Source organism: Acinetobacter sp. C32I (assembly GCF_023702715.1).
Classification (GTDB): Bacteria; Pseudomonadota; Gammaproteobacteria; order Pseudomonadales; family Moraxellaceae; genus Acinetobacter.
This window is the reverse complement of the sequence record NZ_CP098480.1, coordinates 2342696-2363604: the sequence shown is the minus strand read 5'-3', so window position 1 is coordinate 2363604 and position 20909 is coordinate 2342696. Positions and strand designations below refer to the sequence as shown.

Genomic DNA, 20909 nt, shown 5'->3' with positions numbered 1-20909 from the left:
GCGATTCTGACTCTGACAGCGATTCTGATGACACTACTGCGCCAGATGCTCCAACAGCTGATGTTGTTAATGACGGCACGCAAGTTACAGGTACAGCAGAACCAGGTTCAACAATCACTGTTAAAGACCAAAACGGCAACGTATTGGGTACAGCGGTTACCGATGAAAACGGCAACTACACAGTAGATCTCACGACGCCATTAACCAATGGTGAAGTGGTTGATGTAACTGCAACAGATGCTGCTGGAAATGAATCTGAACCAACACAAGCGACAGCTGATGACACAACTGCACCGAATGCACCGACTGCGGATGTTGTTAATGACGGCACGCAAGTAACAGGTACAGCAGAACCAGGTTCAACAGTGACGGTTAAAGACCAAAACGGCAACGTATTGGGTACAGCGGTTACCGATGAAAACGGCAACTACACAGTAGATCTCACTTCACCATTAACCAATGGTGAAGTGGTCGATGTAACTGCGACAGATGCTGCTGGAAATGAATCTGAACCAACACAAGCGACAGCTGATGACACAACTGCACCAAATGCACCAACTGCGGATGTTGTTAATGATGGCACGCAAGTAACAGGTACAGCAGAACCAGGTTCAACAGTGACGGTTAAAGACCAAAACGGCAACGTATTGGGTACAGCGGTTACCGATGAAAACGGCAACTATACAGTAGATCTCACGACGCCATTAACCAATGGTGAAGTGGTCGATGTGACTGCAACAGATGCTGCTGGAAATGAATCTGAACCAACACAAGCGACAGCTGATGACACAACTGCACCAAATGCACCGACTGCAGAGTTCAACGATGACGGTGATGCAGTAACAGGTACAGCGGAACCAGGTTCAACAGTGACAGTTAAAGACCAAGACGGTAATGTATTGGGTACAGCGGTTACCGATGAAAATGGCAACTACACTGTTCCAGTCAACCCAGCGGATCTTGCGAATAATGAAGTAGTCGATGTGACTGCGACAGATGCTGCAGGTAATGAATCACAACCGACAGAAGCAACAGCACCATTGTATTTAGATGCAATTAGTGATGTAGCAACTGTTTTAAGTGAGATTACTCCTGTAGTCACTAATCCAGACATTCCTGGTGGTGCATTAGTTACCTTCCCATCATTGTCATTCATCGGTCCAATTATTGATCTTAAAGGTCAAACACCTATGGAAGTAACCGTACCAGAAGGCGGAGTAATGACATTTGATGTGTCTTTCTTCGGTGTTCTCGCTGGTGGAGGCTTAGGTGCTTATGATCTCAATGTGCTTCGTTACAATGAGAACACAGGTGGTTATGAACCGTATGACAAACTAGATAGTGTTGGTCTAATGATCGGTTTCATCGGAGGTATTATTTCAGGTGGTGCTACGATTACTGACTTACCTGAAGGTAAATATGCTCTGGTATTAACTCCTGGAGTCGGTGTTAACGTTACAGCAATTGGTATTGCTGGAATTAATGTTTCCAACGAAGTATTAAGTGATTATGGTGATGTCGTTGCGAAAGGTAATGTGATTACAGCGAATAATCCTGAGAATCCAACTGATGTAGCTGATGTGATTCATGCTGGTCAAACAGCAACTGTTATTAGCGTAGCGAATGAAAGTGGCGCAGTGATTGCTTTACCGCAAGATCAGAATGGTGCAACACGTATTCAAGGTGAATATGGTGAACTGTTTATTGATAAGAATGGTAATTATGAATACATCCGTGATTTCACCATTCCAAATAGTCTAGGTAAAGTTGATAGCTTCACTTATACCCTTCAAGACAGCGATGGGCATCAAGATACAGCGACTTTGAATATTCGCATTGATACAAATGATCTTGATATCACGTGGCCAGAAGATCCAACTCAAGATGGCGTAGTAGAGTTGACGGCAACTGATAATACAGCAGCAGCTGCGATTACTTTAGTTCCATCAACCAATACAACTGTTGATACGGGTAGTATGCAAGCAAGTAGTACGAAACCATTATTTGGTGCTGCTACTTCAGTTGCTGGTAGTGATACGAGTGATGTGATTAATGTCGCTGCAAATACTGCCGCATCGATTAATTTCTCTGTTACTACACAAGGTGGTATCTTCGATAGCTCTGCTAATGGTGATACTTTCAGTTATCAAGTACAAAAACTTGTGAATGGTGTTTGGACAACTCAACCAGGAGCGTCAGCGTCTGTTGTACATTCATCACCAATTTTAGGTGATGCTGGTGGTACCGTGTTGATCAGTGGCTCTTATCAGGTTTCTGCTTCAGATACTACTAGCCAATGGCGAGTCGTGTTTGGTAGCACAGAATCGAATATTCCTCTGATTGCTGGAACGAATACAACCACTGTCAACACTACAGTAAATGCTACTTTCACACATTATGACCAATTCGTTGGTAATGGTGCGACGGTAACTGCTACGGGTAACTTGTTAACAGATGATTCTGGTAATGGTGTCGATGTAACGGGCGGTGCAAGTACGAAAGTATTTGTAGAAACATCACCTGGTACATATGTACAAGCCAATGGTCAAACAATCTCGGTTGAAGATGGTACCTTCGTTGTTTCGGCAAATGGAACATATACGTTCACAGCAAATGGTTCTGCGACTTCTGGTGATGTTGCTACATTGAACTATAAACTGGTTGCTGCAACGGGTGACGAAAGTACACCTGCAACATTGAGCGTGAACATTGGTAGTGAGGTTATCAGTACGGCTAGTCATGACATCATCACGGCTGGAGCTGGAGCAGATACAGTTGTCTATAACTTACTGAACGCTGCAGATGCAACGGGCGGTAATGGTAAAGATGAATGGACTGACTTCAATTTGGCACAAGGTGATAAAGTTGATGTTAGTGCATTGTTAGATGGTGCTAATGCAGACAATATTGCAAATTATGTGTCTGTAACTTCTGACGGTGCGGGTAATACTTTGATTAGTATTGATCGTGACGGTACAGGAAATGCCTATAACTCGACAGATCTCATTGTGCTGAAAAATACAGATACAACACTGGATGAGTTGTTAAATAACAATCAGTTGCTGTTTTAATTGATTGTTATTGATATAAGCTTATAAATAAAAGAGAAGGCATAAGTGCCTTCTCTTTTTTATTTAAAAAAAAGCAATGACTGCTAGAGAGTAGTTTATTTAGTTTTTTATGAAAATAAAATTAATGAGGTTTTTAATTTTTGATGATTTTTTTTAAAAGTTTTTGAAAATTTCTTTTCTCTGCATGATGCTGATTTTCTTTTTCTAAAGTTATCAATAAAGTATTTAAAACTTGCTGATTAAAACGAGCTGATTTCTGATCGCCTTCTTTCCAGCGATACAAATCCCAATTATTTAAATGAGCAATTTGTTGATCTTGCTTGCCAAGATTTTCAAGAAATGTCCTTATAAAGAAAGTGCCTTTTAGATAGGGATCTTGAAATACTGGTTGTCCATCAGTGTATTTCATTTCTAAGAGGGGTGATGGTAAACGTAGTTCTTCATTAGATGTATCATCTATAAGGACGGTGAGTCGGTTCCATAATTGAGAGGTCTTATACGTTCTTTGCAAAATATATTTATTAAAATCTTCTTCATTTTCAGGCAAGTTTCTTTGGCCATATGCACCAATCTTACCTTTCCTAATAATACCTTCTGACCAGGCTGCTAAGCTTTCGGCGAGCCAGGGTTGTTTAAACATTGTATAGCCATAGGTATAAAGATGAAATAACTCATGGGCAACAACCGAAGAGTTTCCCGTTAGATTTGGAATATTATTGCTAATCAATATAACTAAAGCACATGCATTTTGCTTCAATGGATTGTTGACATGTCGATGGGGCTCATCAAAGGCAAGGCCGAGACCATTTAATTGCTGTATTTGTATATCAATATATTGGACCCTTTCTTTATAACGTGGACTTTTTAATGGATCCTGATAACCTAGTAATGTCCAAGCTTGACGTATTGAATTTGCTTGAATTGCAATATTTTCAATATAATCGGGTACTTTATTTTTGTTTTTATCTACAGGAAATTGCAGGGCATTTTCTCCAGATTTTGTATAAAAAATCCGGAGATTAGAGCTTGCATAATAGACATGATCAAGTTGAGCAACGACAGAAGGACTGCTAGAGTCACAATCGGCATTTGCATTAACGTAAAAGCCGAAATGAAGTATTGAAAATAAAAAAATGACTCCTTTATTTGAAGAAAATTGCTTTATCATTGAATTGCATCAAAAAGAGCTTGCCATTTTTGAGCAAATTTTTGTTGATCTGTCAGATGAGTGCAAGCATAGGCTGCTTGACTAAACTGCTCTCGCTTATGTTGATCTTTAAGTAAAGAAATGACTTTTTCAGCATATAGTGTTTCATCTTGGAAAGGGATCAAGAAGCCATTCGTATCATCTTGAATCATATCTGATGGACCATAATCGATATTGTAACTGACAACTGGGCAGCCATGACATAAGGCTTCTAGAACAGCCATACCAAAGCCTTCAGAGCGGCTTGAGAACAGAAATAGACTTGCTTTATTGTATAAACTATCAGTATTTTCATCATAGCCCATCAGCTTAATATGACTATTTAACTTATGATGATCAATCTCATTTTGCAAAAAATTCTGCTCGCTACCAAAACCATAAATATTTAAATAAGCATTCGGTACTTCCTCAATAACTTGTTTGAATATTCGAATAAGACTGTCTAGATTTTTAGCTTTATCATAACGAGCTATAGTTAAGCAGAATTGAGGATCTCGTTGGCTGTGATTGACATGATCAATGGGTTTTTCATAAATATGTGGAATAACAAATAGTTTTTTGTCTAACCCAAATCTCTTTTGAATATGATCTTTTTGGTGTTCAGTTAAAATGACGAGTGCATCTAGTGCGTCACTATTGTCAAAATAACCTCGATAATGTCGGTTAATACTCGATTTATAAATGTCTGATCCATTTAAATGAGTAGCATGAATTGTGCCAACGAAACGCATATTTTTTTGCTTTATTTTTTGAAGAGGTTCAAAAAAATGAATAGCACGATCAATCAAAATATACATGAGATCATTTTGATAGCTTTTTGAAATTTTTAAAAACCAATATTGAATGAGTTGAGCTTCCGTATCAAATACTTCAGTAATAACACCACTTTCATTCAATAAAAAAATATTAATAAGCGTATTTTTATTTTTTTCATTTAGTTGGTAATTTTTAATAATTACGGGGTGGCCTTTGGTATGAAAATAAGTCTCTGTTATAACGGTTTGAGAGCTAGGGCTGATAATTTGAATACAGCTTAGAAAACCATAGCTATCATATATAAGACGTCCATTTTTAATACCCTTTTGAAATGTATTTACATAGCGCAAAGTAGGAGATTCTTCTTGTCGTATTTCGTATAGGTAATTTTTATTACTAAAATCGTGAAATCGTTGATTAAAAGTATTTGATATTTGCATGTTTAATACGTTTTCATTAAACATTTTTTTCTCATGGATATGATGTTTTTTTTCAGCAAGCCGTAAAGGAGTTCCTTGTAAGTCGCCATATAAGTTGAGATAGCCAATAGTCGAAGGAGCTAGATCAGTAGAAATTAAGTTCCAATAATTTTTAGCTAAAGCACGATCAAAATCTGTTGTAATAATGATTGGATCAATTCCCAATCTTTCATGAAGTATTTTTGCACGTTTTAATAGGGCAAAAACCAATCCATTTTTTTTCTCGTCAATTTTTGGAAATAAGAAGAAATATTGCTTTTTCATAATATTAAGTCAACTTGAATTAGAGGGCTAGGTGGTTTTTGCATTGATTTTGCTTAATAGATCATCTTTTGTAAAAGATGGAGGAGAGTATTCTTTCAATTTTTCTAATTCTATATTTTCTCTAAGGGAATCTATAAATAAATAAGGTTCATCAAACATTAACCCCTTTAAATCCTTTTTATGGAATCTCCACCATTTTAAGTCTATTAATTTTTCAATAATATCATCACTAAATCTAGGTCTAATGATTTTTGCTGGATTACCACCAACAATCATATAAGGAGGAACATCCTTAGTTACGATACTATTCGATGCAATAATAGCGCCATCTCCAATGTTGATATCGCTTTTTAAAACAACATCAGCACCTATCCATACATCATTTCCAATAGTAACATTTCGTTTAGTTCGGTGAATATGGGTCACCATTTGAGGGTCAACACTATGGTAACTTTCAGCATAAAAGTGGGGGGAAGTTGATATCCATTCGGGGAAATGGTGTGCTCCCATAATTTTTATATTGGCCGCTAAGCTTGAGTAACGACCTATAGAAACACCATAGCCTAAATTTGAAGAGGAATAGGAAAATGCACCAATGGTGCATAAATTTAAGATATTACTATAGAAGTTGTTATATCCTTCAATTCTTAAGTCATTGTTTAAATTAATAAGCTTATGAGGGTTTCTTTTTAAGAAAAGCATATTAATATTTATTTTTTGAAGAAATTTTTCAATTTTAAAAAATTCAATTTGAGTGGTTTCATTTGATAGAATATATTTATGTTTGTTCATGGTTTATCCTTAAAATGTAAGTAATAAGCAATATAACCAGATAGGTTGTGTTCGTTATCATCAATCCGAGTACGAAAGTTTTCTTGTCTAACAAAAAAACTATTTAAAATAATATTCGGTTTTTTAAAATACATCGCAATTTCTGGGTAAAAATAACCAATTACTCGTTGATATTCTAATCTTGTATTTATAACATCGCATAATTCAGAAAATTTAGATTTTTCAAATAGCGCGTTACTTTTTTGATGTGGGAGTCTGGAAACCATTTTGTAAGAAGCCATGAGCATTTCAAGAAATGTTCCTCTGGCAGTTCGGCGGTATTTATATCTCTTTAAATATGGTAAATAATTTTTTATTCCAAATTCAAAGTATTTTTCCTCAGGACATATAAGGCTAAGTTCGTTTGTACAGTAACTAAGCCAGTGGTCATTATATTTCCAGTAGTCATTTTTGATAAAGTGCTCATACATTATTTTTACTGTTGTAAGTAGATCTTGATCATTATTCAATTGGTAAAGTCGGAGTAATGCTAAAGCTGCTTCACCATCATAGTAAATAACTCTATATTCTTCTTTAATTTCTAGTGATGGATAATCAATGATATGGATGGTTTGTCCATTTGGCTTAATCATCGTTTTAATGCCATTGGCTAATTTTTCAGTAATAAATAAAAATTCATTACTACCTGTAATTTCTTGATGTTTTGTAAACATTAAGATGGCAGCAGCATTTGCCCCCAATTTTATTTCAATATTATCTTTGTTTTTTTCAATAATGAAAGCTGATGATTTATCATCACTGAATTTTATAAGGTTGTTGATGGTGTAGTTAATTCCTGCTTTAATTTTGTCATGGTTAATAAAATCATCAGAAACTTCAAATACCTCCAATAAAGAATATAGTGAAGTACAATGACGAATACTGTTGTAGCTTATTAATTTTTCATTATGGGCTGGAACATATCCGTAGATAAATTTTCCTGTTTTGGGGTCTATTTGTGATTCTAAATAATTTGCATTGTTCTTGATTATTTCTAATAGGTGTTGTTTTTTTTCATTTTTTTTAATGACTCTGATACCGCTGCTTATATAGTCAGTGTTTAATTCATAAAATTCTGAATTATTAATGAAAACCCCGACACTTTTGAAAGTATAGATTGAACTTTTAGGGTTTATTTTTTCTCTCTTTTTGATGTTATATTTTTTTTCAATATATTGATTTAGTTTTTCTTCGTGGAATTCACTTGGTTTATCCCAAATTTTACCTTGAATAATTGCATTTCCATAAATTTCTTGTTCTAGAAAAGCTATACTGAAATTTTCATCAAAAGAAATTCCACTTCTAAAATAATTGTTTAGCTTTTCTTCTTTAATCATGGTTAAAAGGTCACTAAATTTTAATTCTTCTATATTATGTACGAGATCTATTTTTAAGTAATCAGGGATTTTATTTTTCTTTTCGTAGATCTTTTTAATGTGTTGTAAAGTTTTTTTTACAGCGAGATCTTTTGGTAATGGCGAGGTGTTCCATACATTGGCTCTTAAGTTTTTGGGACCTGAGGAAATAAAAATTATAACTCTATTATCTTTATTTGATGAAGATAAGTTAGTGTTGGTACTATTAATATTTTTTTCTATAAAACTAGATATTTGAGTATCGAGTTGATTTAGGTAATTGAGAGATGTATTCATCTGTAATCCTGTGCTTTTAATATTTTAGGTTTGATAGGCCTATTCATTTTTGATTAGTATTCAATATTGCTTTTATTTTTTCAATATGTTGTAAATTATAATTTTAATACTATTTTTTATTTATTTTTTTGTTAAAAATCAATATTTTGAATTATTTCTTAAATTGTTATAAAACTGTTTTTTTGATGGTCAATGCTTTTTATATGGTTTGTTTATTTTTATTTTTTTGTTTTCTTTTAATATGGTAAGTGTTGATTATTTTTAGTTTTTTGGTGTGATTGGTTCGGAGGGGCGGGTTTAAAATTTGAATTTGTTTTACTGTGAATGGTTTTGAATTTTGAGTTTGGTTAGTGTTTTATTTTTATGTTTTAAATAAAAACATAATTTAGAACATGTTTTTTAATATTGTTTTTTTAAGATTAATTTTAATTTATCTTTAACCTTATTTTACTAAGTGTAGTTATGACTTTAGCTTAAATGGTTATGTATTTAACTATTAATTTGGGGAAACTTAAGATTTTTTGTATTGTTGGCATAATTGGTTGATTTTATTTAATTTTATTTAATTTTTATAAGTGTGTTTTAAACATTGTTGAATACAATAGTGTGATTTAGTTCATATTTTTTTAAAAAAATGTATGGTAGTATCGTTTTATTGTGTTTAATTTTGTTGCTTTCTGGTGTATTAATATGCGTACGTATGCCTATGTTAGAATTGATCCATGTGTAGATACTGAATCACGGAAGTTCCTTTCTTTTTTTAATGAGTACGGTTACAAGATCCAAAAAAATAGACTGGTTTTGGAAGAGGTTTCAGTTAATAAATCGATTGTTTTTAGAGATAAGCTTTTGAATTTAATTAACTACTCTTTAGAGGAGGACGATCTGTTGGTAATAAAAAGTATTGATTGTTTAGGAAGTAGTTTCGAAGAAATTTTATCTATAACGGATAAAATTTATCAGAAGAAAATTCGATTGATTTGTTTGGATTATTCTAAAAGTGAAATTAATGGCGATTTAAAAATATTTTTCCTACATTTTCTTAAGCTTTGTTTTGAGTTTGAAAAGCAATTTAGTGTGAACAACGAAAAACAAAATAAAATCGTTAAAAAGGTTGGTCGGCCTGAAATTTTAACAAATGATCAAAAGAATCAGGTGATTGAAATGTTTAAAAGAGGAGAGAGTGTTTATTCTTTGGCTAAACAGTTTTCAGTAACACGTACTGTTATACAAAGAGTTCTCGATAAAATGGCAAAAAAGTGATTTTAATAGCGAGCTGATAATAATATTAATAAAATATGTTTTCTGCTCGTTTTATAGCTTTTAATAATGTATTTAATGATGGGCTTGTTTTTCTTTTTTGAATATAATTTTTTAAAGTTAGTTTTTATAGTAATACTTATCCCCTTGAAGAATTCTATATTAAATTGTTTGATGGTACTGAGCTAAAGGTTCTAAGAAGTATCAACAATCGATAAATATATTTTCGAAATCTGCTACAATTGCGCCAATTTTAAATTCTTTCGCACGCCATCTGTTCTTGCCATCATTTGCAGATACACATGGGTGCACAAATTGTAGATTTTTAGCATGTTTAAAGATGAATTAGTGGCACAAGTTGCCCAACGTCGCACCTTTGCGATCATTTCCCACCCCGATGCGGGTAAGACCACCATGACCGAAAAACTGTTGTTATGGGGTAAGGCGATTCAAGTTGCAGGTATGGTCAAAAGCCGTAAGTCTGACCGTTCTGCGACATCTGACTGGATGGAAATGGAAAAAGAACGTGGTATTTCGATTACTACGTCGGTGATGCAGTTCCCTTATAAAAAGCACACTATTAACTTACTTGATACACCGGGGCATGAAGATTTCTCGGAAGATACCTATCGGACCTTGACCGCAGTGGACTCTGCATTGATGGTGATCGATGGTGCAAAAGGTGTCGAAGAACGTACCATTAAATTAATGGAAGTGTGTCGTATGCGCGATACACCTATCATTTCATTCGTCAATAAAATGGACCGTGAAATTCGTGAGCCTTTAGAGTTGCTCGATGAAATTGAAAATGTCCTGAATATTCGTTGTGTGCCGATTACATGGCCTTTAGGTATGGGGCGTGATTTTGCGGGTGTTTACAATCTGCTAGAAAACAAACTGTATGTCTATAAAGCAGGTTTTGGATCAACCATTACCGATATCGAAGTGCGTGATGGTTATGATCATGCTGATATTCGTGAAAAAGTCGGCGAGTTGGCATGGTCATCATTTGAGGAATCACTTGAATTGGTACAAATGGCTAATGAGCCATTAGACCGTGAGTTATTCTTGCAAGGTAAACAAACCCCTGTATTGTTCGGTACCGCGTTAGGTAACTTTGCGGTTGATCATGTATTGGATACCTTTATTAATTGGGCGCCAGAGCCGAAAGCACATCCGACGCAAGAACGTATTGTTGAAGCCAATGAAGAAGGTTTCACAGGCTTCGTGTTTAAAATTCAGGCCAATATGGATCCGAAACACCGTGACCGTATTGCCTTTATGCGTATTTGCTCAGGTAAATATGAAAAAGGTTTGAAAATGAATCATGTGCGTATCGGTAAAGATGTACGCATCAGTGATGCATTAACCTTCCTTGCGGGTGAGCGTGAGCATCTGGAAGAAGCTTGGCCAGGCGATATCATTGGTTTGCATAACCACGGGACCATTCAGATTGGCGATACCTTTACCAGTGGTGAAGATCTACATTTCACCGGGATTCCGCACTTCGCACCTGAAATGTTCCGCCGTGTTCGCCTAAAAGACCCTTTGAAATCGAAGCAATTGCAAAAAGGTTTGAAAGAATTATCTGAAGAAGGTGCAACCCAAGTATTTATGCCACAGATCAGTAATGACCTGATTGTTGGTGCAGTGGGTGTGTTACAGTTTGATGTGGTGGCTTACCGCTTAAAAGAAGAATATAAGGTTGACTGTATTTATGAGCCAGTCAGTGTGCATACCGTGCGCTGGGTGCATTGTGATGATGACAAGATCCTGAATGAATTCAAGAAAAAAGCACATGACCAGCTTTCAGTGGATGGTGGTGGTCATCTGACTTATCTTGCACCAAGTCGTGTAAACTTACAGTTAATGCAAGAACGTTGGCCAGATATTCAGTTCCGTAACACACGAGAACACTAAACTGCACAAAAACAGCTTCTAATTAGAGGCTGTTTTTAATTGAACGAACTAAAAATAAAGGATGATGCAATGAACACTTTAAAACCACTTTTAGCTGTCAGTCTGATGATTGGCATGATGGCTTTAACGGCATGTGATCATCCGAATAAAAATGAAAGTACTGCGGAGCAGACCAAAGAACAGGCTGCGTCATCAGTCGAAAAAGCCGATGTTCTTCCATACTTAAATATGAAAGAAGCCAAGGCCGATTATGCCTTGCCATTTTGTGAAAAAAAGAACTGTATTGATGTCGATATTCAAACCATTAAAACCCAAGATGAATGGCTGAATGCATGGATTGCAAAAAATCAGGCCAATGTGATTCAGCAACAAATTGAACAGAATAAAAACCTGACCCTGCAACAGGCGATTAATGCCTATGTGAAAAAGTCAGATGAGTGGCAGGATAAGTATTCTAAAAACAAAGCCTATGAACTGCATTTAACCACACGTATTGCCTCGCAACGGAATCAATATGTGTTGTTGCAAGTGGGCGTGGATACGCAACAAGAAGATATTGCGGTGAAAGATCGCTTCTACTTTTTTGTGGCAGATCGTAAGTTGCAGAAAAGTGTGAGTGTTTTGGATGTGATTCAGAAGAATCAGCAAAATGCCTTGAACCAGATTATTCAAAGCCACTATCAAACCTGGGTAGACAAGCAATCGGCAGAAGTCAAAAAGCAAGTGCCGAAAAAACTGTATTGGGGACAGGCCGATTGGTTCTTTGATGGGGAAGGAATTGGAGTGCATTATCGTGCCAATGAAATCAGCAAAGATGCGCCACAACTAGATATCTATCTCACCACCGAACAAAGTAAACAGATGCTACAAGCTGAAATTTACCAGCAAATGTTTTAATTGAGACAGAAGTCACTATTCTAAGTTTCGTATAGAAATTGCATGTGCCTGTAGCGGTTTTGCTTTAACTTCGATAGCATTTAAAAATCTTGTGTAATAACAATGCTGATAGGTTTTAAATGAAAACAATTTCTAAATTTAGCGTTCTCGCATGTGCAATTCTGCTTGCCGCTTGCCAGCCGAAATCAGAGCCTAAAGAATCACAGGATAAACCGGCCGATCCGCCAGCGGTACAGCAAACTGCCGAGCCAATTTTACGCGGTGAAACGGTGAAGCTGCAGGTGAATTTACCTGAGTGTAAAGGCAATACCTGCCCTGATTTTACCGTCGAACGATTACAAAGTAATTTCCCGTTTATTGATCAATTACTGGATCAGCAAATTCTTGAACAACTGGGTAAGATTTTAGATGTGGTCGATGTCGATGCTTCTGCTGCCTCGGTGCCGAAGACTGCCGAAGATAAATCCAGTTTGGATGCTCAGGCACAAGCTTATGCCAATGCCTTTGTAAAAATTGACGAAGAGTTAAAAGCGCTCAGTAGTAGTCATCAGATCAGTTTGATGATTAAGCCAAAGATTTTACAACCGAAAGGAACATTGGCAACCGTAGTGTTGAATAGCAGCAGTTATTTGGGTGGGGCACATGGCTCGACTTCACAACGCTATTACAACTTTGATTTAACCACTCAAAAACAGGTGCAGTTACACGACTTATTGTTGCCGAAGCAAAAAGCGAGTTTAGACAAACTGGCACATGAGGCGTTTAAAACATGGATTGTCGATTCCAAACTTGCAACAGATCCGAAGGAGTATGAACAGGCTTGGCCTTTCCAAGTGACTGATAATTTCCTTCTGGGTGAGCAAGGTTTAATTTTACAATATGGCGAATACGAGGTTGGCCCATATGTGGTTGGTTTACCACGTTTGGTGATTCCATTCAGTGAGTTGCAAGGCGTGTTAAAACCTGAATATTTGCCAAAAATTGATACGCCAGCAGCGTCTACTCCAGCTGCAAGTACGCCAAGTCAAAGTTAATGCAACTGTTCGATACCCATACTCATTTTGATGTTGCCGATTTTGATCATGATCGGCAACATCTGGCTGAACAAGCAAAACAGGTTGGGGTCGATGCTTTGGTGTTAATCGGTTTTGTTGAATCACGATTCGATGAACTGATCCACACCCATCAACAATTACACGCTTGGGACAAGGTGCCGACTTCTTATCTGGCACCTGGCTTACATCCTTTTTATATCGAACAACATCAGCCAGAACATTTACAGCAGCTTGAGCAAGTCCTACAGCAGCATGACTGTGTGGCTGTAGGTGAAATTGGTTTAGATACTTTTTTAAAACAACATAAACAACCCGAACTGTTTGCCAAGCAACAGCACTATTTTAGTGAGCAATTGGCATTGGCAACACAATATCAAAAGCCAGTGTTATTACATATCCGTAAGGCACATGCAGAAACCCTTGCCATTTTAAAAGCACAAAAATTCAAATTGGGTGGCATTGCCCATGCGTTTAGTGGTGGAGTCGAAGAGGCCAAGGCCTTGGTTAAACTGGGCTTTAAAATTGGGGTGACAGGACAAATCACCAATCCAAATGCCAAAAAGCTGCATCAAGTGGTGCAGGCGATTGGCAGCGAAAACTTGGTGATCGAAACCGATTGTCCAGATATGACGCCGTTGTGTTGTCAGACTTCGACCGAGCACCGTACCCGTAATACCCCAGTCAACCTACCTTATGTTCTGGACAGTTTGGCTCAGACTCTTAATCAGCCTGAGTTACAGCTGGCAGCACAAATATGGCAAAACTCCTTGTCTGCATTGCGACTTAAATTTTAAGAGAATAAGCAAATAATCTCGTTAAAAATAAGATACTAAAAGGGAACACATACTTTTCTAAACAGGGGTACATTAAAAGAACAATTTGATAATAAACAACCAGCCAATACTGGGAGGGCAACCTTATGGCCAGATATAGCAAAATCAATAGTTTCAATGCATTACAAACACTCAGCGTCGGTTCGACATCCTATCAAATCTTTAGCTTGGCGCGAGCAGCTCAAACACTGGGTAATATTGATCAATTACCGAAGTCACTTAAGGTTTTGCTAGAAAATTTACTCCGTTTTGAAGATCAAAAAAGTGTAAAAGTAGAACATATTCAAGCCTTGGTTGACTGGCAGAAAAGCAAACGCTCGGATCAGGAAATTCAATATCGGCCAGCACGGGTGTTAATGCAGGATTTCACGGGTGTCCCTGCTGTGGTTGACCTTGCCGCGATGCGTGCCGCAATGGCACAGGCTGGCGGTGATCCTAATCTGATTAATCCTTTATCTCCTGTGGATCTGGTGATTGACCATTCGGTGATGGTGGATCATTTTGCCGATGACAATGCCTTTGCCGAGAACGTTGAAATTGAAATGCAACGCAATGGCGAGCGTTATCAATTCCTGCGTTGGGGGCAATCTGCCTTTAATAACTTTAGTGTGGTGCCACCCGGTACAGGGATTTGCCACCAAGTCAATTTAGAGTATTTAGCGCAAGCGGTCTGGTTGGGAGAAGATGAAGGTCAGACCTTTGCCTTTCCAGATACCTTGGTGGGAACAGATTCGCATACCACCATGATCAATGGATTAGGAGTCTTAGGCTGGGGTGTGGGCGGGATTGAAGCCGAAGCAGCCATGCTCGGGCAGCCTGTATCGATGTTGATTCCAGAAGTCATTGGTTTCAAACTCACAGGCAAGTTGAATGAAGGGATTACTGCGACCGATTTGGTGCTCACGATTACCCAGATGCTGCGCCAAAAAGGCGTAGTGGGTAAATTCGTTGAGTTTTATGGCGATGGTTTGGCTGATTTGCCTCTGGCTGATCGTGCCACGATTGCCAATATGGCACCTGAATATGGTGCAACCTGTGGTTTCTTCCCGATTGATGATGTGACATTGGGGTATTTAGCCCTAACTGGCCGCAAACAAGAACGTATAGATTTAGTAGAAGCTTATAGTAAGGAGCAAGGGCTATGGCGTCATACAGGAGATGAACCTGTATTTACCGATACCTTGAGTCTGGATATGAGTACCGTACAAGCCAGTCTGGCGGGGCCAAAGCGCCCACAAGATCGGGTTTTGTTGGGCGATGTTCCGAAAACGTTTAGCGCCTTGATGGAGCTGAATCTTAAACCAGCCAAAGACGCTAAAGAACGTTTAGAGAATGAAGGCGGCGGCGGTACGGCTGTTGAAGCCAAGAAAGCGAATTTAGCGCATGAAGAACCTTCTTGCACCATTGAAGGTAAATCTTATCCATTGAATCATGGTGATGTGGTGATTTCCGCGATTACCTCATGTACCAATACCTCGAATCCAAGTGTCATGCTGGCAGCAGGTTTGCTGGCGAAAAAAGCCATTGAAAAAGGTTTGCAGCGTAAACCGTGGGTGAAAAGTTCATTGGCGCCGGGTTCTAAAGTGGTGACCGATTATCTGGCTGCGGCAGGTTTAACGCCGTACTTGGATGAGTTGGGTTATAACTTGGTCGGTTATGGTTGTACTACCTGTATTGGTAACTCTGGGCCTTTACCAGAACCGATTGAAGAAGCAATTCAGTGCCATGATCTGAATGTGGCTTCGGTGCTTTCAGGTAACCGTAATTTTGAGGGGCGTGTCCATCCATTGGTAAAAACCAACTGGCTGGCTTCACCGCCATTGGTTGTGGCTTATGGTTTAGCGGGGAATATCCGTACTGATTTAACCACGCAACCAATTGGGCAAGATCAAAATGGACAAGATGTTTATTTGAAAGACATTTGGCCGAGTCAGTTTGAAATTGATCAAGTACTGCAAAAAGTGAATACCGACATGTTCCATAAGGAATATGCAGCAGTGTTTGATGGAGATGCAACTTGGCAGGCGATCCAAATCCCACAAAGCCAAACCTATGCGTGGCAGGATAACTCGACTTATATTCGTCATCCGCCATTTTTTGAAGAAATTAATCAACCACCCAAAGCCATTCGCAATATTGAACAGGCACGAATTTTGGCGGTATTGGGCGATTCAGTCACCACCGATCATATCTCTCCAGCAGGGAATATCAAAAAAGACAGCCCAGCAGGACGTTATTTACAGCAGCAGGGAGTTGAACCGAAAGATTTCAACTCTTATGGTTCTCGACGCGGCAACCATGAAGTGATGATGCGCGGGACCTTTGCCAATATCCGAATCAAGAACGAAATGCTGGGTGGTGAAGAAGGTGGCAATACTATCTTTATTCCAACGGGTGAAAAGCTGGCGATCTATGATGCATCCATGCTGTACCAGCAACAGCAAACACCGTTGCTGATTATTGCAGGTAAGGAATATGGAACTGGTTCGTCACGAGACTGGGCTGCAAAAGGGACCAATCTCTTAGGCATTAAAGCGGTCATTGCGGAAAGTTTTGAGCGGATTCATCGTTCGAATTTGGTCGGTATGGGCGTCTTGCCATTGCAGTTTATAGATGGACAAACCCGTCAATCCTTGAACCTCACTGGCCGTGAAGTACTGTCGATCCATGGATTATCTGATGATATCCAACCGCATCAAACGCTGGATATTCAGGTGCAGCGAGAAGATGGTAGTCAAGATCAGTTTAAAGTGTTATGCCGCATTGATACCTTGAATGAGGTGGAATACTTTAAAGCAGGCGGTATCTTGCATTATGTATTACGCAATCTGATTGCTGCATAAGGAAACACCCACTTAAATCAAAGATGAAAGCTGGTCTTTCATCTTTTTTTGTTTGAATTTCAAGCATTCAGCGTTAAGGTAGTCAGGCCCGATTAAATTGGATAAAGGCTTTGAATCAGTTACCACGCTATGTTTATTATCTCTTGGCTGCGCAGGCATTTAATTTAATTGCTGCTGTTCTGTCTGTTACTGTAGCGGCAATTGTGGGGTTGAAATTAGCGCCAACACAGGCTTTGGCTACGGTTCCGTATGGTTTGCAGTTTTTAGCGATGTTACTGACCACCTTTATTTTTTCATTTTTAATGAAAAAGCTAGGACGGCATTTGGTTTTCCAGTTTGGTTGTGTCTGCTTGTTCTTGGCAGGTGTCCTCGGTTATTTGGCCCTACAGCAGCAACAATTTTATTTATTGTGCCTGAGCCATTTTTCATTGGGTTTATTTATCTCAACTGCGAATTTTTATCGTTTTGCTGCTTCTGATCGGCTAGCAACAGATTTAATTCCGAAAGCCACCGCGATGGTGATTTCGGGTGGGGTGATTGCAGCAATTATTGCACCAATGTTGGCAATTCAGTTTCAACAGGTAGCAGGCTTACCTGATTTCACTGCGATCTATTTCATCTTCAGTGTCTTGGCCTTGTTACTCTCTCCGATCTTGTATCTATGGAACAAAAAATTCCAACGCCAGCAGATACAGCAAGTGCTGATTGAACCAACTCAACGTCGCAAACTGCCAAGCACTTTGATTATTGCTGCGGTGATCAGCGGTGCATTTGCCTACTATATTATGAATGTCATGATGATTATGTCCTCCTTGCATCTTAAGGAACATCACTCATTTCATTATGCTTCGATCTCGATTCAGCTACATGTGCTGGCAATGTTTATCCCATCTTTCTTTGTGTCAAAGCTGATACAACGCTGGGGCACGCACACCACGATTTATGCTGGTTTTGCTTTGTTGATGTTATCGTCTTTAATTCCAATGTTTGGACAGGTTGGCCTCTATATTAATGTTGCCTTGATCGTTCTAGGTGTGGGTTGGAATTTTGCTTATTCAGGCGCATCAACCTTGTTAGCAGGTCTCAACGAGCAGCAAAAACATCGTGTCCAAGGCATCAATGAAACAGGAATTGCTTTGTTTGCAACATTAGGAGCATTTTTACCTGCACCGATTTTGAGTAGCCTCGGATGGATCAATGCAAACCTGTTGGCTTTGTGCATGAGCCTGATCGTTTTTATCTTGTTGGTTATTTTAATTCGTCGAGATCAACTATCAACTAAAGTTTCTCTGGGCTAACCTAAAACCAGTTAAACACGGTAAAATAGTGCTTTGACTGCAAAGATAGACCACGACTGTGATGACCGATGTTCCTGTAAATGATGAATATGAGCGCCGTTTTGCGGGTGTCGCCAAAATTTATGGAGAAACTGCCTTTGCGCATTATGAACACAGTCATGTCATGGTGATTGGAATTGGTGGCGTCGGCAGTTGGGCGGTTGAGGCACTGGCGCGGACAGGGATTGGTGAACTGACCTTAGTCGATATGGATGTGGTGGCCGCATCGAATATTAACCGTCAATTGCCTGCGATGAGTTCAACACTGGGGCAAGAAAAAATTGAAGTGATGGCAGAGCGTTGTCGCCAGATCAATCCACGTATGAAAGTGAACGTGATTGATGATTACCTGACGCCTGAAAATGTCAAAGAAATTTTAAATCCAGTACCAAGCATTGTTTTGGATTGCATTGATGACGTCAAAGCCAAACTTGCCTTGATGCTGCATTGTCGTTTTAACAAAATCCCGTTGATCGTTTCGGGAGGAGCGGGCGGTAAACTTGATCCACTGAAGATTCGGGTGGCAGATTTATCCAAGACCGAACAAGACCCAATGTTGGCGAAGCTGCGTACTCAACTGCGTTCCATGGGAATTTGTAAAAAACCAAAAGAGAAGTTTGGCATTACTTGCGTGTATTCGATTGATAATCCATTTTCCAGTGCAGATGTTTGCCCAAGTGCGGGCCTACGCTGTGGCGGATATGGTTCGGCGGTGGTGGTGACTTCAAGCTTTGCCATGGTCGCGGTGGCTGAAGTCCTAAAAAAGCTGGATAAAAAATCAGGGCTGAAATAATTGCCCCAATAAATTAAGCCTGCGGATACTGTGGTGCTAAGCGGTAATAGCTATATGTCACATTCGGATCTTTATAGACATCATAGCTGCGTTGCTTATAATCAGACACCCATTGTGAACCGGTAAAGCCTGCGATGTGTCCGTAACGATGTTTTTTGGTGCGATGGATAATATAAATGTCGCCTGGCTGTGGGTTGTTAAATTCAGGTGTAATTTTTTGATAACCAATTTGCTGCAAAGTACGCCCCCAGTCTGATGCTGCAACAGGGTGTTGTACAATTTTAGCACCTGCTGACTGTAAAGCGATTCTGACAAATTTGGCACATTGTGATGAGCTACGATAAGACGCTCTTTTAGCCAACTTTTGAGAGAACTTACTGACATCAATGGCTGGCTCTAATGCAGGCTTCGGCATTTCTCGATAAGGAATAACCACCTGTTGCGAGGGTGGGTGAATCATACTGTGATCAACTGAAGGTACATCATAAATCATTGTGAATCTCTACCGCATTTTCAAAACAACTGAACGTGTGCCAGAATTTATTACGGCGCCCATAGTAAGCGATAAATCTTAAAAAAACTGAAATGTAACGTAATAATATAACATTTGAGCGAATATAAAGATCACTTAGCGAAATTGCTATTTAAGAATCTTTTTCATTATCAGTAAGTTGTTGGTTGATTAGTTTAGATAAAATGATTTGTAAGATTATATTTCATTTTTGATTAAAAAACAGACATGTTAGAGTGGGGTGCTCGATCTGATTTGATGCTTGGTTTTTATCTAAGTTTCTGTTTAATATCATGATATAGGATAAATTGTTTGGAGTGATCCATCCTGCGAAATATTCTAATCTTCATCAGCATACTGCAATGAATTCAGCGATATATCAAAGATTTTGTTTTAAATAGCTGAGTGTTTAAAATATTCAGTTCATTATTACGATGCTTGATGGTGAATACTTGAATATCAATCACCTCATTCTTAATAAAAAACAGAGCCATTTCCTAAGACTGCTTTTTGCATAAAATCTAAAAATATTCCTTTGGCTGACATCCGTATTGCCGCACTTGCCATGGCACCATTCCTGAACGTATAGTGATGCGCCGCGTTATGTTGAAGCTGCGCTGAATGTTAAATATTGAGTTTGAGGGAAATCGTATATGAAAAGGACATTACTGACTTCCTTTGTTTTTGCCAGTATCAGTTTGGGATGTTCACAGTCTAATGAGGCAAAAAATCAAAGCAATACGCAAGCACAAACGCCAGATCTACACTCAAATAAGCAACATTTTGTTAATCATCCTGAGCTTAAGGCATGGGTCGGGCATTATTCTGGCGTGGTTCCATGTGCGACTTGCGTAACCAGTTGTGATGGCTGTTTGGGTACAGGAATTGATCTTAAAATCAACGCAGATCAAACCTTTGTCTTGGAACAAACCAATAATAATGATAATAGCCCAGCTAAAATTTATGCAGGGCAATTTAAGTTTCTGGATAATGATCAATTAAAGATTCAGCTACAAGGTGTTCCCACCCGGAATATGCTTATGTTAGGTGATGAACTGACTGAAATCATTGATACAAAAACACAACTGCCTTTTGATTCTTATGAAGAGTTCCAGTTAGCTAGAAAAGCTTAACTTTGGTTATGTTTATATTGAAAGGGTGTCATCGCATGCCGACAACCTGCACATTTTTACATTTTTT

The 20909-nt window shown here is 38.5% G+C and carries 14 protein-coding genes and 1 pseudogene; 10 read left to right on the top strand and 5 right to left on the bottom strand.

The window, feature by feature from the left end; genetic code table 11:
* Positions 1–23 precede the first annotated feature (23 nt).
* Positions 24–3071: pseudogene (locus NDN13_RS19885) on the top strand (ABSDF2314 family large adhesin); the annotation flags it as partial.
* A 133-nt stretch (positions 3072–3204) separates the two neighbouring features.
* Here NDN13_RS19885 and NDN13_RS11325 read toward each other — a convergent pair.
* From NDN13_RS11325 to NDN13_RS11310, 4 genes are read right to left on the bottom strand one after another with little or no spacing between them, the layout of a single operon-like run.
* Positions 3205–4239 carry a peptidase MA family protein gene (locus NDN13_RS11325; RefSeq protein ID WP_251115532.1) on the bottom strand — a complete coding sequence of 345 codons (1035 nt, stop codon included), beginning with the start codon at positions 4237–4239 and terminating at the stop codon, positions 3205–3207.
* Entirely contained in the window at positions 4236–5777 is a 1542-nt protein-coding gene (locus NDN13_RS11320; protein WP_251115531.1) for a glycosyltransferase, read from the bottom strand. Before NDN13_RS11320 ends, NDN13_RS11325 begins: the two co-directional genes overlap by 4 nt.
* Positions 5778–5804: 27 nt before the next feature.
* Entirely contained in the window at positions 5805–6569 is a 765-nt protein-coding gene (locus NDN13_RS11315; protein ID WP_251115530.1) for a CatB-related O-acetyltransferase, read from the bottom strand.
* The gene (locus NDN13_RS11310; protein ID WP_251115529.1) at positions 6566–8260 is read right to left on the bottom strand and encodes a hypothetical protein; all 1695 of its coding nucleotides are present in this window, start codon (positions 8258–8260) and stop codon (positions 6566–6568) included. Before NDN13_RS11310 ends, NDN13_RS11315 begins: the two co-directional genes overlap by 4 nt.
* Positions 8261–8950: 690 nt before the next feature.
* Between NDN13_RS11310 and NDN13_RS11305 the strand changes: the two genes are divergently transcribed.
* From NDN13_RS11305 to NDN13_RS11270, 8 genes are all read left to right on the top strand, one after another.
* Positions 8951–9523, top strand: a complete 573-nt coding sequence (locus NDN13_RS11305; protein WP_251115528.1) for a helix-turn-helix domain-containing protein — start codon at positions 8951–8953, stop codon at positions 9521–9523.
* A 327-nt stretch (positions 9524–9850) separates the two neighbouring features.
* Positions 9851–11440: a peptide chain release factor 3 gene (locus NDN13_RS11300; protein WP_251115527.1), complete on the top strand. Its 1590-nt coding sequence runs from the start codon at positions 9851–9853 to the stop codon at positions 11438–11440.
* A gap of 69 nt (positions 11441–11509) precedes the next feature.
* Positions 11510–12337 (top strand): hypothetical protein, encoded by an 828-nt coding sequence (locus NDN13_RS11295; protein ID WP_251115526.1) that lies wholly within the window; start codon positions 11510–11512, stop codon positions 12335–12337.
* A 119-nt stretch (positions 12338–12456) separates the two neighbouring features.
* The gene (locus NDN13_RS11290) at positions 12457–13371 is read left to right on the top strand and encodes an RsiV family protein (RefSeq protein WP_251115525.1); all 915 of its coding nucleotides are present in this window, start codon (positions 12457–12459) and stop codon (positions 13369–13371) included.
* Positions 13371–14186 (top strand): TatD family hydrolase, encoded by an 816-nt coding sequence (locus NDN13_RS11285; RefSeq protein ID WP_251115524.1) that lies wholly within the window; start codon positions 13371–13373, stop codon positions 14184–14186. Before NDN13_RS11290 ends, NDN13_RS11285 begins: the two co-directional genes overlap by 1 nt.
* 125 nt (positions 14187–14311) lie before the next feature.
* Complete coding sequence (gene acnA, locus NDN13_RS11280; protein ID WP_251115523.1) at positions 14312–17068, top strand: aconitate hydratase AcnA; 2757 nt, start codon at positions 14312–14314, stop codon at positions 17066–17068.
* Between the two features lie 110 nt (positions 17069–17178).
* Positions 17179–18366, top strand: coding sequence for an MFS transporter (locus NDN13_RS11275; RefSeq protein WP_251115522.1), 1188 nt, complete (start codon positions 17179–17181; stop codon positions 18364–18366).
* A gap of 61 nt (positions 18367–18427) precedes the next feature.
* A complete protein-coding gene (locus NDN13_RS11270; RefSeq protein ID WP_251118222.1) occupies positions 18428–19198 on the top strand; it encodes a tRNA threonylcarbamoyladenosine dehydratase in 771 nt (256 codons plus the stop codon).
* Between the two features lie 13 nt (positions 19199–19211).
* On the opposite strand, the gene NDN13_RS11265 is transcribed toward NDN13_RS11270, so the two are convergent.
* A complete protein-coding gene (locus NDN13_RS11265; RefSeq protein WP_251115521.1) occupies positions 19212–19691 on the bottom strand; it encodes a CHAP domain-containing protein in 480 nt (159 codons plus the stop codon).
* Between the two features lie 671 nt (positions 19692–20362).
* Between NDN13_RS11265 and NDN13_RS11260 the strand changes: the two genes are divergently transcribed.
* Complete coding sequence (locus tag NDN13_RS11260; protein ID WP_251115520.1) at positions 20363–20842, top strand: copper resistance protein NlpE N-terminal domain-containing protein; 480 nt, start codon at positions 20363–20365, stop codon at positions 20840–20842.
* The last annotated feature ends 67 nt before the right edge of the window (positions 20843–20909 follow it).